Genomic DNA, 16,729 nt, shown 5'->3' on the forward strand with positions numbered 1-16,729 from the left:
TCATAATGCATAACTCACATCCCCCATACATGCCACTGGTCCATGTTACTGGATGGGAAGCGCAAGGCAAGGCTAAAAACCTGCTGGACCATTTGATACTAATTCTCTGAACGGGATATGATAAAAGTTCAACAGAAAATCTCTCTTTCTGTCTTCGAGGGGAAATCCTTTTATTCCAGCATGCAGGAATCCTTTACAATGTTCTACTTTATTGGTATGGTCTAACAGATTGAATAGTTACTTTTCAACAGGGCATTGCAATGCAATCACATCTGCGCACGGGGGAAAAATATGCCACCCAAGTATGTAAAAACCATGCAGGAAGAGCTTTTTTATGAGTATGCGAAACTCATATCCCGGTCTGCGTTCAACGGAAAAATAAATTACGGATTCGTGTCAAACAGGTTCAAGGCCCTTCGTGACGGCAAGATCACGATATCGGGGACCATTCGGGAATGGCAAAGAGAACAGGAGCTTCCGAAGGAATGCGTTTTTTGCGGGGCACAGGAGAATTTGCACATGGATCACCTGATTCCACGCAGTAGAGGTGGTAAGGATTCTGCGGACAACATGGTATGGTCCTGCCGGAGCTGCAATACCTCTCGAGGAGACAAAGGCGTTTTCGTGTGGCTTGGTTTGAAAAGAAAGGATAATCTGCATTGCCTGGTTGCAGGAAAGTATCTGAAGCAGCTTTTCGAACTGCATGAAGAGAAAGGGACCATGAACATCCGAGAGGATACTATCGAACAACTCTGCGGAACATGCAGAAATAAGTCTGCCTGCATCGAGTGGAATACGGAAAAAAAGCTTACCTGTTTTTGTCTGGAGAGTGTTTTTTGAACGAAACTTGCTGCAGACCCAAGCCTTTTGCCCAAAGCTCACGCTTCTCTTCAAAGCTGAGTGTGTAGGCAGGGCTGGTGGAAGGCATGCAGAGGAATTCGCAGGATTCAGGGAGATAGCCCACAAGGCGCATGTAGAACGCTTGTGCTTTTTTCCCGTTGAACAGTACTCTTTGTATTGCAGGGTGTCCCTGGAAAAATTGTGTGAAATCATTTGGTATCACCGTTGTGTATGCAGAATCGGCAGAGCCCTTCCGCTCGAAGGCTGAAAGGACATCCCACAGGGCTATATCGTGAGAGAGCAACAACTCCCACTTCTGCTCGTAATGTTCAATCTCACCACCTAGCAGGTCACGCATGATCGGCCAGAAAGCATTCCTTTCATGGCCATAGTACTGCTGTTTCAAGGCAGATCTGACACTGGGACCGGTACCTAGGATAAGAGCGGTACTACTGGGACTTTCGATCGGGGGGAATCCGTGCAACATGGAATACTCCTATGGATTAGCCCTCATTCTATCTGCTGGTTATCCTTCCGTCAATTGTACAGAATTTCAAGACGTGATACTGTTCTCTATCATGGATAGCAATCTTATACTCGGACAGTTGCTCGCACTCGTCACTGCTGCCTGTTGGGCGCAGAATTCCATCATCTACCGTCATCTGGGAAAGCAGGTCGGTTCTGATGCCGTAGCACACATCCGTATGTGGCTTGCCTTGCCAGCCATCGTCCTGCTTACCTATGCAATGGAAGGCATCTGGTTTCCCCTTTCTCTTTCTCCACGAACGTACTTTTTTCTCTTAACCAGCGGTGCACTTGGGTACTTCATTACCGATAAATTGCTCTTTCAAGCCTATATACTGCTGGGAAGCAGGGAATCAATGGTGATCATGACGCTTTCCCCAGTGGTAACCGCCATTTTTGGATTCTTCCTTTTCTCTGAAAAACTGAATGGAATTCAGGTCCTGGGCATTCTCACCACCATCCTCGGAGTGTTGCTGATGGTTCTGCTCGAGGGCAAACCACTACGTGCACAACAAGAACAGAAAGATCGCTCAACTGGCTTGCTATTCGCCATCCTTGCTTCAGTTTTGCAATCGGTCTCGTTTCTCATGGCTAAATTTGCGATGGACGAGACCGGTCCGGTTTCGACAAATCTATTACGCAACGTTGGTGGACTCTCCCTGTTCATTATCTACAACTTCCTGTACAAGAAGAATGGCAGGCAACACTTCGCGCTGGTAAAAAAGCCACGAATCTTGCTCCTCCTCCTCTTTGCCGCTCTCGCTGGACCAGTGTTGGGGATGACGAGCCAGATGAAGGCATTTACCCTGGCACCGGTAGGGATTGTTACCACCATTACCCAAATCTCCCCCATACTCCTTCTTCCTTTCGACCGCTTCATACTGCATAAGGATGTCACACCTGCCAGCCTTGGAGGCACGCTGCTCTCCATCGCAGGGGTTGCTGTGCTGTTTCTTGCAGCCTGAAGTATCTTGCCTAGCTATCCACATTTCGCTACGCTCAAGATATGAATGTACTCTCATTGGAATCGGTCTCAAAGACCCTCAAAGACGAACCGCTGTTTCAGAATGTAAGCTTTGGACTGGAAGAGGGGGACCATGTTGCCCTGATCGGTCGAAACGGAGAAGGTAAATCAACCTTTCTCAAAATTCTCGCAGGACACATATCTCCGGACAGCGGAACCATCGCAATGAAAAATGGCACCGACTTGGTTATGCTGGAACAGGGAGTGCAATTCAGGGAAAAAGAAACAGTCTCTTCCTATCTGCTGCAGGGAAGTGGAATGAGAATTGCCGCTTGGAACGCTTACCAGCATGCCCTCTCTCACCCAGAAGATGAAGCGAATCTGATCAAGCAAAGTGAATTAATGGAAAGCCTCGATGGATGGAACCTCCAGAGTGACTATAGCTCCCTGCTCGGTGAGCTAGGGCTCTATGACATCATGGATTCCCCCATGGCTACACTCTCTGGAGGCATGCAAAAGAAGGTAGCAATTGCCCGAGTGCTTGCTGCTCATCCAACCATGTTGCTGCTCGACGAGCCGACCAACCACCTTGACATCGAAACGATTGAATGGATGGAGTCCTACCTGAAAGGAAGCCCTGCAACCATCATACTGGTTACCCATGACCGCTATTTTCTCGATACTGTCTGTTCAACGATTCTGGAGTTGGATGGAGGTCAAATCTATCTTCATCCTGGCTCATTTGCTGACTACCTTGCACGACGTGAACAACGCATTGAACGGTTGCAGAAAGAACAGGACAGACTGAGTACCATTCTCAGGAGAGAACTTGCTTGGCTCAGACGTGGCCCAAAGGCCCGCACTGGAAAGGACAGCGGCAGAAAAGACCGCATTGAGGCGATGCTGGAAAACCAAGCCACTGTTGGAGACCAGGCACAGAAATCCTTTCAATCAGCAAGCAGACGGTTGGGGAAGAAGATTCTTGAAGCAAAACATCTCAGTAAAGCGTTCAACGGAGAAACGGTCATTGCTGATTTCTCATTTTCCTTTACCAAGGGAAAGAAGATCGGGGTGGTAGGACCGAACGGGAGTGGAAAAACCACACTGCTCGATATGCTCTGTGGGCATCTTGCAAGTGACAGTGGTACCCTTGATATCGGTGTAAATACCATTTTTGCCTACTACGACCAGACAGGAAGGAATCTTGAAAGTGGGAAAACCATTTTGGAGTTTGTGGAAGAGATTGCCACCCAGGTAGTGCTCGGCCCTACTCAGGTAGTGAGTGCTGCAAAATTCCTGGAGCTTTTTGGATTCCCCACATCGATGCACAGAAGTGCAATCGCTACCCTCTCAGGAGGAGAGAAGCGAAGACTCTATTTAGTCTCCAGGCTTCTCTCCAATCCTAATTTCCTGATGTTGGATGAACCGACAAATGACCTGGACCTCCCTACCATGGAGAACTTGGAACAGTACATCCAAGATTTTGAAGGGTGTGTACTCATCGTCTCCCATGACCGTGCATTCCTCGATCTCACATGCGACGAGCTGTTTGTGCTTGAGGAAGGTGGGTCAGTGCGCTATGAGGCGCAGCGCTACAGTGAGTGGAAAGAGCGAATGCAAAGTGCACAGTCCAAACAGAAAGAAATACCAGAGGTTTCGGTACAAAAAGCATCAAGGAGATCAGAGCAGAAAGGGCTCTCATACCGGGAAAAGCAAGAATTTAAGGCTCTTGAAGAGAAGATGAGTAGCCTCTCTCAGCGTATCGATATCTTGGAAGCAAGCTTCTCCCATGCTGAAACCACAGAAGAGGGTACGCTTGCAGAGCGCAGCGAAACATATCACAACCTAAGGGCAGAACTTGACATGGTGGAACAAAGGTGGTTGGAACTTGCGGAAAAACTCTAAAAACCTGATAGTTCTGGTTTGTATCCTGTTGGCAGGTTCTTCCGTTGTATCAGCAAGCATAGAATCACTCACTATGGGGAAAAACAATGACTGGTATACGATGGGACTCGGCTATAACTATGACGACGGACTATCCTATGGTTCTAGTGTGGAAGCAGTCTTTTCGTCATCGTTTACCTTGAGTCTTACCAGTGGTGGATACACTGACCGTATCAATACAGAACAACGCTATGATGTAGTCTCCCTGGTAGCTTCATACCCACTACAGCATCAATGGTTTACATTCACCCCAAGAGTAGGATTCGTTGCCAGTGGAGATCTTGCCTTCGATGAAGCACAGAATTTTCTTCATAGTTTTATTGGTCGTGATCTCCTCGACCTCACCTATGCAACCGAGGAACTATCACTGCATCCTTCCATCGGAGGACGTGCTCTCATCGGGTACAAGGAAGGGATGACAAAACTCTCCTTGGAGTTTGACCTGGATTACTCCCACAACTGGGAACAAACATATAGTGGTAATCTGCGTATCCAGTTCAGCTCCTTCCTCTCCGTACGTCTAGGGTATCTTGCAAGAAACACAAGCCACTCCTTTGCCTTGCATGAGGAAATGGTCGAACGCTACCAAGGTCCCTTCCTCTCCTACCAGTATGATGGAGGACTGTTGCATACCCAGTTCATCTCATACCTGGAAACTGGACGTTCTTTTGGAGGCTTTAGTTTTGATGTAGTTTCCTTGTGGAAGAAGAAACAGTTCCGTTCTGCTGATTTTGTTTTCTCCACTGGTTTCCTGTATGACTTGATCGGCCAGCAAAACCGGCTTTTTTCCTTCTCTTACAAGACTTTGAGTTTCGAAATTCGCCATAAGAATGGACCAATGTTCAACGACATGGAAGACCAGGAAGACCGGCTCAATGTTGGATCCTGGATGATCGGGTATTCCTGGAATATTCCTATTACCCCTCGATTAGTGCCCTACGGAAAACTGCTTGCAGGTATCCAACGTTTCAATCTACAGTATGACTTCACCAATACAGTAGTAGAATCACTCCACCCCACCATCGCTGTTGAGATTGGACTGAAAGGATTGGGTATTCCAGGTTGGGTCATTGAAAAACAGAACTATCGACTGCGTTTCACTTCGACGCTACAGTATGTCTTTGGGACGGATGAGATTGCAGATATAGATTCCTCTTTTTCCGAACACATCGGTCCTTGGATCCTCATGACAGGAATTGTCATAGACGTGGAGCATGATCAGGGGTAGGGAAAAAGTCTAGGATGCCCTGTCCGTTTATACCAATGGTGATATTCCAATCATCAGGTCCAAAAAGATACGCAAAACGAACAAATGGCTGGAAGGCAGAAGAGGATCCACCTATCACATAGTTACCGGTGAGTGCCACTCCCAGCGCCCACGCTTCTTCCCACTGTATTGTACTATCAGCAAGGTACCAGGCGGTTTGTGCAGAGAGTTCCAACCCTGCCTTGGTCAATCCTCCGTAGAGGAAAGGAAAATCAAGGAGGGCAAGGGGAAGCAGGTAGGATGCAGAGAGGCGAACCTTTGCATCCCCATCCCCTCTAGGACTGAAAGAGAAGAGCGGGTACGCACTCCCTACCCCTTGGGAGCTGGTAATACCAGAAAGAGAGGCCCTTGCCATGTGGCGACTTGAGAATAGTCTCTGTTGGTGCATGACGCTTGCAAAGACGGCAAATCGCTGTGTGGAAGCATCTCCTTGTGTCAGCATTTGGAATCCAGCGACTGCTTCATTCATGCTGGGTCCAAAAAAGTCGATCGTACGGTAATCTCTAGACATGGAGTACCCACCAAGGGCAAGCGTTGCCTCTCGCTCCCATACAGAATAATTCGTAATCACCGAGAGAGATGGTTGCAGGGAAAACCGTGTGATAGTGTTAAAACCTGCATGATAGTACGCAGGAATGTCGACCGTCGCTGATGCACTGGTAAGATATGTGTCAGAGTCGTAGTCATACACATTGAGATCACCAGCGAGCTGGAGGGAATAGTTGCCTCCGGCATATTGATACACCACGTTTGAAATCGGCCGCATTCCCTGGAAGGAGTATCCAATACTCCCAATCAAGCTCTGCTTTCTAAGATTACTGGTTGCATGAAACCAGAGGCCAGGTTGCATATTGTTTGCTTCCACGAAGGGGAATGGGAGCACAAGGTTGAGATGCAGGTGGTCCCGATACGGTAAAACAGGGTATTCTATCTCTTCTTCAAAGTTTCTAGGGGCTCTCTTCGGCTCAGTAAAATTGGCTGGGGCATGCTCCATACGATCCACCGCTACTGATTTCAAGGCAATCCCTTCTGGGGTATAGGTCTCATAGATGAGGGAGCCGCTGATGATCCGTGCAGCGAAGATTCCTGAAGGATCACTCAAGAGTTTTACCGTTCCATCTTCTTCCCCATCATAGCGGTAAACGCTGAATATTCCTTCATGCTCTCCAACAAAGAGGATGGTTCCATCTTCAGCAAACAAAGGAGCACGCAGTTCATCTTGTGTTGGCCCAACGAGCGTTTGTACGTTTCCGCTCTGATCAAGAAGCTTGATTGCTGAATTGCCTTCTTCCAGTGCAAGGAAGATGAGCAGTGAGCCATCTGCATTCAAGGAAGGTTCAAGCAGGCTTGAGCCCTCCTCCTGATACAAAGGCACTACAGATTGCTGCTCCAAGTAAATTTCCATCAGCTCATAATTGGTGCCGGAAATGCGAGAAGCAACCGCCCGCTTCCCGTCTCTACTGAGAGCGGGATGTACCAGCCGTTGGTGCTCGGTCAGTCGGGTAACTTCTCGACTCTCCAAGTCCAGAAGATAGAGGTCACTGTAGCTGACTTGGACCATGGAAAGATTTGAGGGGTTAGTGGGATCGATGGATTCAACAGAGAGCAGGGCTTGTTCATCGGAGAGTGTTACTGATGATCGACCGGAAATTGGAAGGGGGAACATGCTCTCCGGTTCTTTTTCCCCTGCATACCGGTACAACGCTGAGCCATCATAGGGGCTCTCTCTAAAACCCACCATCCCAATCTTTGTCTCGGTAGGTAGATAGGAGTTTCCTTGACCCCTCTTGCTGAGGATATCTCCTGCAACAGGAGCAAGTGACTGCTTCCGTTCATCCAAGGCAAAGGTGAACATTTCTTTTGCTGAATGACCTGTTACCTTACGAAATGCAGGAGAAAGCCCAAAGAACGGGAAGGCGGCAAACTTTCTGTTGATCGTGTTGAATGCATCAACGCCATAGGTGTTGATCAAATAATCCACCATCAGGTATCCAGTGACATAGATACGACCAGAAGGGGTGAAAGGACCGTTGTATGCACCCTGGGCAAGGCTCCACATCGAGTCTTCCTGCAAAGGTACTTGGTAGGAGAGTGCAAAGGGAAGCGAGTCTCCCCTTCCCCCTTCCGCGAATGTTGTCTCGGTATGGGTGGTTATTCCTTCAATCCACCAGCCCGGCATAAAGACAGTGCTGAAGGCATTCACACCAGGACCCAGAAATCCCAGGACCTTGGCCAATCCTACATTTGCATTCAGATGCAGGTAGTGCGTCAGCTCATGGGTGTAGAGGCTCTTTAACCAGCTTGCCGTCCGGCTCCCAATGAATCGGTCATCTGGGCTGGTGATGTATAAGTAAATGGAGGCTGGAAAGGGAGCATAATACCCATTGGCCCAGGCGGTCTTTCCGGTCATGACAACTGGTACTTTCCCATCGCTCTCATAATCCAGGTATGAGGCAAGGTTTTCATAGACCTCATCAGCAAAGGAGGCAACTTCCCTTGCAAACATCTGGTCCTGTTCCTCAAATATGATGATGGTATGCTGTGTCTCTATTTGTTGGTAGGCATACACAGAAGAAGCAAAAAAAGAAACAAAAAGGACAAGCAGTACAAACTTTCGCATGGTAGGCATACCTCCAAAGATACTGGTACTACTGTACACTACCCTGTTTATGAGGTAAACAGACTAGGAATAGGGCTCTTCGCATTTCTACATTAGCCATGAGAGATATTGCCAATATAGGGTGAAATCTCATGCGTAATCTGCAGTATGGTGGTTGTGTACTGAGGGAAGACGTACAACTTGAGTTCTATTGTGCTCAAAGGGAGGCTTTCTATTCAACACTGCTAGCGACTGGAGTTCTGTATCAACCGCAAAGACAAAGCCCTCACGATACATGTGAGGACTTTGATCTAAAATGGTATGCATATCAATCAGGCGATGGTATGAATCCAGCCTTTTGGAGCTTCAATTCTACCCATCTGGATACCGGTGAGGGTATCATAGAGTTTTTGGGTGATTGGGCCCATTTTCTCCATTCCGCTCGGCATGGTAATAACACCATTTTCTGTGGTGATGGAACCAATGGGAGAGAGGACAGCAGCTGTACCACACAAGCCACCTTCCACGAATTCAGAGAGTTCGCTTACCGGTACTTCACGCTCTTCAGTCTCCAGATGCAAATACTCTTTTGCTACATACATGAGCGATCTTCTGGTGATTGAGGGGAGGATGGTATTGCTCTTGGGAGTAACCACCTTGTTGTCCTTGGTAACGAAGATGAAGTTTGCCCCACCTGTCTCTTCTACAAAGGTACGGGTGGAAGCATCAAGATACATATTCTCATCAAACCCTTTTTGTTTCGCGTCATATCCTGGATACAGGCTCATGGCATAGTTCAACCCTGCCTTGATATGTCCGGTTCCCCTTGGTGCTGCACGATCGTAGCTGCTTATCTGCAACTTCAAAGGTCTCACACCGCCCTTGAAATAAGGACCCACCGGAGTACTGAACATCCTGAAGGTATACTCAGGAGCCGGAGCTACCCCGATAACCGGTCCACTGCCAAACAGGAAGGGCCTGATATAGAGAGTTGCACCAGTACCATAGGGAGGCACATAGGCAAGATTAGCCTGTACCAACTGGTCAAGTGCATCAATGAACCGCTCGATAGGAAAAGGAGGCATAAGAAGGCGCTCGGCAGTCTCATACATACGCTGGGCATTTAAGTCTGGACGGAAGGTGACTACACGACCATCCACTGTGGTATATGCCTTCAATCCTTCGAAGCATGTTTGCGAGTACTGCAAGACACCAGCAGACTCATTGATGCTTACATTGGCATCATCAACCATTGCTCCATCGTCCCACGTTCCATCCTTACAATAGGAAACATACCGTTTGTCTGTCTCGATATACTTGAATCCGAGATTGGCCCAATCAATGTTCTTCTTTTCCATATTTGCTTCCTTCAATCAAAGAGGGCTCAGAAGAGTCCGATTTTGGGACATTGTACTACTTCATATACATTTCGTCTATTTATATGCAGAAAATCTGCATAATAATCAGATTATTCTGTTTTCAATGCTGCATCGAAGGCAACAGAAGAGGCATTGAAGTTGATCTTCTTTACGTAAGAACAACTCTCCGTAGCACCAAAGACCCGGTCCATCCCTGAATCTTCCCACTCCACAGAAAGAGGACCTGAATACCCCGCATTGTTCAGTTCACGGATAATTCCATCAAAATCAACGTCCCCATGGCCGACCGAGACAAAATCCCAACTTCGGCGGGTGTCGCCGAAGGGCAGGAAGGAACCAAGTATACCTCCGCGTGGGTTCCTACGATTAATCTTCACATCCTTCATATGTACATGGTAGATACGTTTCGCAAAATCCCGAACGAACCCTACTTCATCCACTCCCTGCCAAAGCAAGTGACTGGGATCGAAATTCAATCCCAAGGTCTCTCTCCAACCAAAGAGTTCAAAAAAGCGCTCGGTGGTATACCAGTCAAAGGCAATTTCTGTTGGATGTACTTCCAAGGCAAAGCGAACACCACATTCATCAAATACATCAAAGATAGGAGTCCAAAGATCATAGACCAACTGATACCCTTCCTCGATCATCTCTCTGCTGGTCTGGGGATAGGAGTACCATCGTGCCCAGATGGGGGAACCGGTGAATCCGTTTACCACCGGAACGCCGAAAGCCTTTGCTGCTCGTGCAGTATCCTTCATCTCTTCGATTGCCCAGGAACGAATCCCCTCGGGATTGCCTGCAAGAGAGGAAGGTGCAAAACCATCAAGACGCTCATCCCATGTATCGCAGACGCACTGTCCGGTTAGATGTGCACTGATTGCTTGGCACTGCAGGCCATAGTGATTCAGTGTGTTTCTGACTTCCTGTATATATCCAGGTTCGTGGAGCGCCATCTGCACATCAAAGTGTGCATGAGTGGCTAGTTCCACCCCTTCATAGCCCATCTCCTTCGCAAGCGCACAAAGTGCATCGAGCGACATATCGCCAAACTGGCCTGAAGCCAAGGTTACCAATCGTTTCATGTTCTTCCTCCTGACTATAGCATTACACATGTACCGGTTTCACTGCTTTTGTAGATTGCATCAGTGATGCGCATCAGAATGAGAGCTTCCTCAGGGGTGTTCGCCGGTTTTTCCCCCTCCATGAGGCATTTCACGAAATTCATTGCATTGGCAATGCGGCCCATGGTCTCATCTTTCTCAGTGATGATGGTTCTGTTCACCTGTCTGCCATACTCCTCCGTATAGAGGACTGCAGAATCGACACTGGTTTCATCCACCCCGTCAATACCGAAAAGGCGCTCAACCTTTCCTCCTGCTTTCGTTCCCTGGAATGTGGTACTTACCACCTCACGCTCATTCATTTCTGCCCAGGAGTTACGAATGGTCAAACACTGCCCACTCTTGAACGTCACCATCGCGTGACAAGCTGTTTCCACATCCATCTTTCCGGTCCCGTCAGCAATACCCCATGGTCCCTTGAAGGATGCATTACCCATGAAATCATGAAACGTAGAAGCCAATACACAATTTGGTTCAGGATATCCCATAAAATAGAGTGCAAGATCAATCATGTGCAGAAGGTCTATGACAGGTCCTCCCCCTGCGAGTTCCTTGTCGGTAAACCAACCACCAAACCCAGGAATCCCTGCTCTTCGTATCCATGTTGCCTGGGCGGAGTTGATCCTCCCTACCTCGCCCTGCTCAATATAGGTAGCTATTGCTCTGCTTTCTGGCCGCATACGATTGTTGAATCCAAACATAAGCAGTTTCCCTGCTCGCTTCGACTCGTCATACATTGCCTGCATCTCACTAGCATTCCGTGCAGGGGGTTTTTCACAATACACGTGCAATCCCATCTGCAGTGCCTCGATGGTCAAGGAAGCATGGAATTTATTAGGAGTGACTATGGAAACTGCATCAAGGTTTGGATGTTGTGTTTTCATTTCTTTTAGTGTCCGATAGGTTGCAGGAATGGCGTGCGTTGCTGCAAAAGCTTCTGAGCGCGGCTTATTGGGATCTGCTATACCTACAACCTCTGCCCCAGCAAGGGTAAACCCCTTTGCATGGTAGGCGGCCATACCTCCCGCGCCGATAATTCCGATTTGCATAGCTCCTCCTATGAGATTATATTCATTAATTTCAGTATATATATTTCTGTAAATTTGTCAATATTTTACGTAATTTTTAGTATTTATAAAAAAAACTCATATTCCAGTAGCTCAGCAAAGAAATTGATGATATGGACGTTGATGTAATGATACTACTCATCCAAGATTACCTTTTTGTAGTAAAGGACAAAAAACAAGTCAAACTTGGAGAAGTACAGCTATCTATCCTACCGTAGAGACATGAGATATTTCAGGTTCAACAGGATTTTGGATTCAAATTTAACTACACTTCCCATCTCAACCTATATCAGGCACCCGAAGATGAAGCTGAGTTAAAGAACAGAGCTATTTATGAATTTTATCAGTCTAGCGTGACATCAATATTAATATATTTTGCTACAATCCTTGTAATATTTTACATATTCAATTAAGGATTTACTTGATTCATGAAAATATGTGAACTTTAAAGAGAAGACAAGGACCTGCTGCCTATGCGTTGCCGGTAGCCAAGATGACGTACCGGCCATAGAAGAAGGTAGTTTGACCAACAAGAGTCAAAAGAAAGGCGAAAACTAACTTGTCAAATACCGATAAACTATCATTTGTGATTCTAATTTAAATTTTTTTCAATTGATTTTAGATTTTCTAATGAAGTTCTAGCTATTACATCAGGATGCATACTTCTGGATGTAAAACCATTTTCCATAGTAATATAGCCATCATAATGTATATCTTTTAAAGCTTGCATAATACCTTGGAAATCACATCCATTAGTACCGGGACTTTTCCTGTCGTAATCAGCTATATGAATATGCTTTAAGTCTTTACCCATGGTATAAATATAATCAACTGGTACTTCATTTCTATAAAGAACATGTGTTGTATCAAACATTAATCTAACATTATCCATTTTAGTATCATTCATAATATCTAGTGCATCGTCACAAGATTCAACTAAATTACTGTCTGTAGCAGTTGGCTCTAAAACTAAAGTAACACCATTTTGTTTTGCATATTCAGCCACTGTTGATATTCCTTCTACTGACCATTTCCAAGCATCTCTCTTTCTGGTTCCAAATATATACCATCCACATACACAAACTAGTGTTTTACAATTATCAATTTCCAATCCAAGATCTATACAATCTTTCCAATATTGAACTGTCCAATTTCGTTCAGCTTTACAAGCTGATGCAATGTTTCCACCAGGACCACCACCCGGAGCAGGTAAAATTGAAGAAATTCTGATATTATTCTCACCCAGACATCTTTTCATTTCATTTCTTCTTTCTTTATCAATGAAATAGGGCCAAGCTTGTGGTTGTGCACAACCTAATTCTATTCCATCATAGCCAATATTTGATAAACGTTTTACAGTTTCTTCAAATGAGTACGAAGGCACCCAACAAGGAAAATCACTATAAGCCCAAGTATTAAAAGCATATTTCATTATATATCTCCTCCAAAAAGTCAACAGTTAAGTTTGAAAACTGCCAACCTTTGTTTGTTTTCTTATAGGAGCCGTCATGATCAAGCCCCTATAACCTCCTCGACGATGAGCAGATATTTGTCCCGCCTCATCAAGATTGGATTAAATGGTTCTTCCCTGTTCTGGAGCATGGCGAAGAAGATCCTTGCCAATTCCCTCTGGTCGTCGCAATGATTGACTTGCCGGAACCCTTGCTTGTCTTCATTGCCCGGTAATCGGTCATCAGCAGTTCCACATCCTCGTCGTCCCTGGTCATCTCCCGAGAGCGCTTCTCCAGAACATTGGTTTACTCGTACGCACCTTCTACAATGCTAAGCATTACCCCTGTCGTTCTTCTTGGTGCTCTGGCTGATCACCTTGGACTTGTTGGTGTTCACCACCACCACGGGGAACCCTTCGCCTTCCATCCAGTTCTTGAAGAACCTCGCATTGCCCGTCGTCTCCACGGCCAGGGCCACCGAGCATCCCAGCTCCTCTTCCCATCCATGCATCCTCTGCACGAACGAGCAGTACCCCTGGTCCGTGGTCCGGTACATCTCTTCCTGCAACAGCTCCCCATCCTCCCGCATCACACAGACGGTGAAATTGCTCTTGTGCAGGTCGACCCCTACGCTCAGCTGTTCAATCTTCTCTTCTCGCTGTTTGTTGCCCATCTCAAGGCCTCCTTGTGCTTTGGTCGGCAAGACAGCTTCCGTTCGGTGATTCCGTCCAATCTCCTATCCGGCCTATCCGCCATCACTGGCGGTGACCATTGAATGATTCGGTACAAACTCTTCATTCTCCTTTCCGGCATCTTACGACCATGAACTATGTCGAACTTGTGCCTACTCTGTCTTCCAACCTTGTATCTATAATGAAACACCCTTCAGACAGAGCCTTAGTAATCACCTACTGACTTTTTATCATTCCTCCTTTTTTTATTTTTTTCTACTAAATGTACTAAATGCAACAGCAATGATAATTATAAACCCTCTTACTATTTGCTGTTGGCTTGTATCTAACCCACCAATAATTAAGCCATTGTTTATTACCCCTAATAATAGAGACCCTATAACAGCACCAATTATATTACCTTTACCGCCAGACATTGCTGTTCCCCCAAGAACAACCGCTGCAATAACATTCATTTCATCTCCTTGTCCATAGGTATATCTTGCAGTTTGCATTCTAGCAGCATAAATAATTCCAGCAAATGCTGATAACAATCCCATCTCACTAAAAATTAAAATTTTTATTTTTGTAATATTTATACCAGAATAACGTGCTGCTATTTGATTCCCTCCAATTGCAAGCACTTTTTTACCATAGGACAATTTTGTTAATTGAATATAACCTATTATCAAAACTAACACCGTCCAAATAAAAACTATCGGCATAAATTTTATTTTCCCCATTCCAAACATAAAGTTAAAAGTTTCATTTCTAATTGAAATTGCTTTTGTTGCAGTAAACCACATGGCAAAACCTCTTATAATACTAGAAGTTCCTAATGTTGCTAAAAATGAAGGAATATTTAAAAGGGTAACTAACAATCCATTAATTGCTCCAATTAATATTCCTAGAACTAAAGCACCCATTAATGCAAACATAATATTGTTTGTTTTTTCTAAAATCCATGCTGCTGTTAAAGCTGATAATGCAACTACTGCTCCAACTGATAAATCTATTTCACCACTAGCTATTACAAAACACATTGCTACTGCCATTATTGATACCATAGCTGTTTGTCTTGTAACATTAAGTAAGTTTGAAGCAGAAAAGAAATTACCGCCTAGCCATAGAGCAAATAATAACAATACTATTGCGAATACAATATAAACTATATAGTCATAAATGTTAATTTGATTTTTCTTTTTGTATTGCATAATGCAATACCTCCTCATTTTTTATATCTTTATGCGTTAATTCTCCTGTTGCTTCTCCATCTTTTAAAACAATAATTCTATCGCATATTGCTATCATTTCTGATAATTCAGATGAAACGAATAATACACTATTTCCTTCATCAGCATAATTTCTTAATATCTCTAAAATTTCAGTTTTAGCATGAATGTCAACACCAGAGGTTGGTTCATCAAGAATTATTAGTTTTGGAGAAGTAGCCAACCATTTAGAAATAACAACTTTTTGTTGATTTCCGCCTGAGAGGAGGGAAGTTTTAATTTTAATTCCATCACTCTTAATATTTAAATTATCAATTGCTTCATTACTAATTTTTTTAACTTTTTTATTTTTAATAAAACCATATTTTCTTACTTTATCAAGATTAGTAATAATTATATTATCACATAACGAATGCATTAATACCAATCCTGATCTTCTTCTATCTTCTGGTATCAAAGCAATTTTATTATTAATGGCTTGTTTTACATTATTAATTTCTTTATTTTCCATTAATATTGTTCCAGATTTCTTTTTCCTTAAACCAAAAATAGTTTCTAAGATTTCAGTCCTTCCACTGCCCATTAATCCTGCTAATCCAACAATTTCTGATTGTTTTACGACAAAAGAAACATTTTTGATAATATCATCTATATATAGGTTTTTGACTTCTAAAACATTATGTATTCCAATTTGAGTTTTCCTTTCTTTCCATTTCATTGACTCCTCATTTTTTTTCCCACCCAACATACTTTCTATAAGCGAATTTAAAGTAAATTCTTGAGTAGGTTTTGAAGCAACTACTTTACCACTATAAAGAACAGAAATTTCATCAGCTATTTGAAATATTTCATTCATTCTATGGGATATATATACAATAGAAATTCCTCGTGCTTTTAATTGTTTAATTATTTTAAATAATATGGCAATTTCTTTATCAGAAAGTGAAGCTGTAGGTTCATCCATAACTATTACAGAAGTATCATCAGATAAAGCTTTAGCTATTTCTACTAATTGGCAAGATCCAACTCCTAAATTTTTAATTTTTTCATTTACATCCAGTTCAATTTCTAATTTTTTCATTAATTGAATTGCTCTTTGATTCATCGTTTTATAATCCAATAGCCCTCCTTTCTTAATTTCTTTATTAAGAAAAATATTGTCAGTTACATCAAGTGTTGGAATTAAACTCAATTCTTGGAAAATCAGACTAATACCTTCTCTTCGTGCTTCATTATAATTATGAATCACTACCTCTTTACCATTTACTTTACAAGTTCCTGAATCTTTTACATAAACTCCAGTAAGAATCTTCATCAATGTTGATTTACCAGCACCATTCCCTCCTACTAAAGCGTGGATGGAACCTTTTCTTAACTTGAAGTCTACATCTTTTAATACAGGTACTCTGCCAAATGATTTGTTAATTGATAATAATTCTATTGCATAATCATTCACTGCCATACTTCCTTTTTTTATTAAAAACCTATGATGAATTGTTTTTATAATGAACAGCAAATCAGAGTTCAAAATTCAAATTCAATCACTAATATGATGCAAAATGCAGTAGTCTAAATACCATATTTATTAAATTATTCTTCTTTCAGTAGTTACTTATCATGCTGTGGATTATGATGAAGCAATATCAAATCTCTCCCAAATATCTTCATC

14 protein-coding genes are annotated in these 16,729 nt (G+C 43.9%); 4 read left to right on the forward strand and 10 right to left on the reverse strand.

Annotated features, from left to right (window positions below; genetic code table 11):
* Positions 1–315: 315 nt before the first annotated feature.
* Positions 316–840: an HNH endonuclease gene (locus tag DYP60_RS07020; RefSeq protein ID WP_165849528.1), complete on the forward strand. Its 525-nt coding sequence runs from the start codon at positions 316–318 to the stop codon at positions 838–840.
* On the opposite strand, the gene DYP60_RS07025 is transcribed toward DYP60_RS07020, so the two are convergent.
* Complete coding sequence (locus tag DYP60_RS07025; RefSeq protein ID WP_117330187.1) at positions 809–1,327, reverse strand: DNA-deoxyinosine glycosylase; 519 nt, start codon at positions 1,325–1,327, stop codon at positions 809–811. The two genes, DYP60_RS07020 and DYP60_RS07025, sit on opposite strands and share 32 nt — an antisense overlap.
* Before the next feature lie 91 nt (positions 1,328–1,418).
* On the opposite strand from DYP60_RS07025, the gene DYP60_RS07030 reads away from it, so the two are divergent.
* From DYP60_RS07030 to DYP60_RS07040, 3 genes are all read left to right on the forward strand, one after another.
* Complete coding sequence (locus tag DYP60_RS07030; protein WP_117330340.1) at positions 1,419–2,330, forward strand: DMT family transporter; 912 nt, start codon at positions 1,419–1,421, stop codon at positions 2,328–2,330.
* A 41-nt stretch (positions 2,331–2,371) separates the two neighbouring features.
* Entirely contained in the window at positions 2,372–4,234 is a 1,863-nt protein-coding gene (locus DYP60_RS07035) for an ABC-F family ATP-binding cassette domain-containing protein (protein WP_117330189.1), read from the forward strand.
* 73 nt (positions 4,235–4,307) lie between these two features.
* The gene (locus tag DYP60_RS07040; RefSeq protein ID WP_133299307.1) at positions 4,308–5,501 is read left to right on the forward strand and encodes a hypothetical protein; all 1,194 of its coding nucleotides are present in this window, start codon (positions 4,308–4,310) and stop codon (positions 5,499–5,501) included.
* On the opposite strand, the gene DYP60_RS07045 is transcribed toward DYP60_RS07040, so the two are convergent.
* The 9 genes from DYP60_RS07045 to DYP60_RS07080 form a co-directional block, all read right to left on the reverse strand.
* On the reverse strand, positions 5,473–8,160 hold the full coding sequence (locus DYP60_RS07045) for a TolB family protein (RefSeq protein ID WP_117330193.1): 2,688 nt from the start codon (positions 8,158–8,160) through the stop codon (positions 5,473–5,475). The genes DYP60_RS07040 and DYP60_RS07045 overlap by 29 nt on opposite strands.
* A gap of 311 nt (positions 8,161–8,471) precedes the next feature.
* Positions 8,472–9,497 carry a branched-chain amino acid aminotransferase gene (locus DYP60_RS07050; RefSeq protein ID WP_117330195.1) on the reverse strand — a complete coding sequence of 342 codons (1,026 nt, stop codon included), beginning with the start codon at positions 9,495–9,497 and terminating at the stop codon, positions 8,472–8,474.
* Between the two features lie 110 nt (positions 9,498–9,607).
* The gene (locus DYP60_RS07055; protein ID WP_117330197.1) at positions 9,608–10,600 is read right to left on the reverse strand and encodes a sugar phosphate isomerase/epimerase family protein; all 993 of its coding nucleotides are present in this window, start codon (positions 10,598–10,600) and stop codon (positions 9,608–9,610) included.
* A gap of 14 nt (positions 10,601–10,614) precedes the next feature.
* Positions 10,615–11,688, reverse strand: a complete 1,074-nt coding sequence (locus tag DYP60_RS07060) for a Gfo/Idh/MocA family protein (protein ID WP_117330199.1) — start codon at positions 11,686–11,688, stop codon at positions 10,615–10,617.
* 610 nt (positions 11,689–12,298) lie between these two features.
* Positions 12,299–13,138 (reverse strand): sugar phosphate isomerase/epimerase family protein, encoded by an 840-nt coding sequence (locus tag DYP60_RS07065; protein ID WP_117330201.1) that lies wholly within the window; start codon positions 13,136–13,138, stop codon positions 12,299–12,301.
* A 130-nt stretch (positions 13,139–13,268) separates the two neighbouring features.
* Entirely contained in the window at positions 13,269–13,433 is a 165-nt protein-coding gene (locus DYP60_RS14220; RefSeq protein ID WP_165849529.1) for a hypothetical protein, read from the reverse strand.
* A 55-nt stretch (positions 13,434–13,488) separates the two neighbouring features.
* Positions 13,489–13,860 carry an IS110 family transposase gene (locus DYP60_RS07070; RefSeq protein ID WP_133299308.1) on the reverse strand — a complete coding sequence of 124 codons (372 nt, stop codon included), beginning with the start codon at positions 13,858–13,860 and terminating at the stop codon, positions 13,489–13,491.
* A gap of 234 nt (positions 13,861–14,094) precedes the next feature.
* The gene (locus DYP60_RS07075; RefSeq protein ID WP_117330204.1) at positions 14,095–15,042 is read right to left on the reverse strand and encodes an ABC transporter permease; all 948 of its coding nucleotides are present in this window, start codon (positions 15,040–15,042) and stop codon (positions 14,095–14,097) included.
* Positions 15,014–16,516, reverse strand: a complete 1,503-nt coding sequence (locus tag DYP60_RS07080) for a sugar ABC transporter ATP-binding protein (RefSeq protein ID WP_117330341.1) — start codon at positions 16,514–16,516, stop codon at positions 15,014–15,016. The genes DYP60_RS07075 and DYP60_RS07080 overlap by 29 nt, the downstream gene beginning before the upstream one ends.
* Positions 16,517–16,729: the final 213 nt, after the last annotated feature.

Source organism: Sphaerochaeta halotolerans (genome assembly GCF_003429665.1).
In the GTDB taxonomy this organism is placed as follows: Bacteria; Spirochaetota; Spirochaetia; order Sphaerochaetales; family Sphaerochaetaceae; genus Sphaerochaeta; species Sphaerochaeta halotolerans.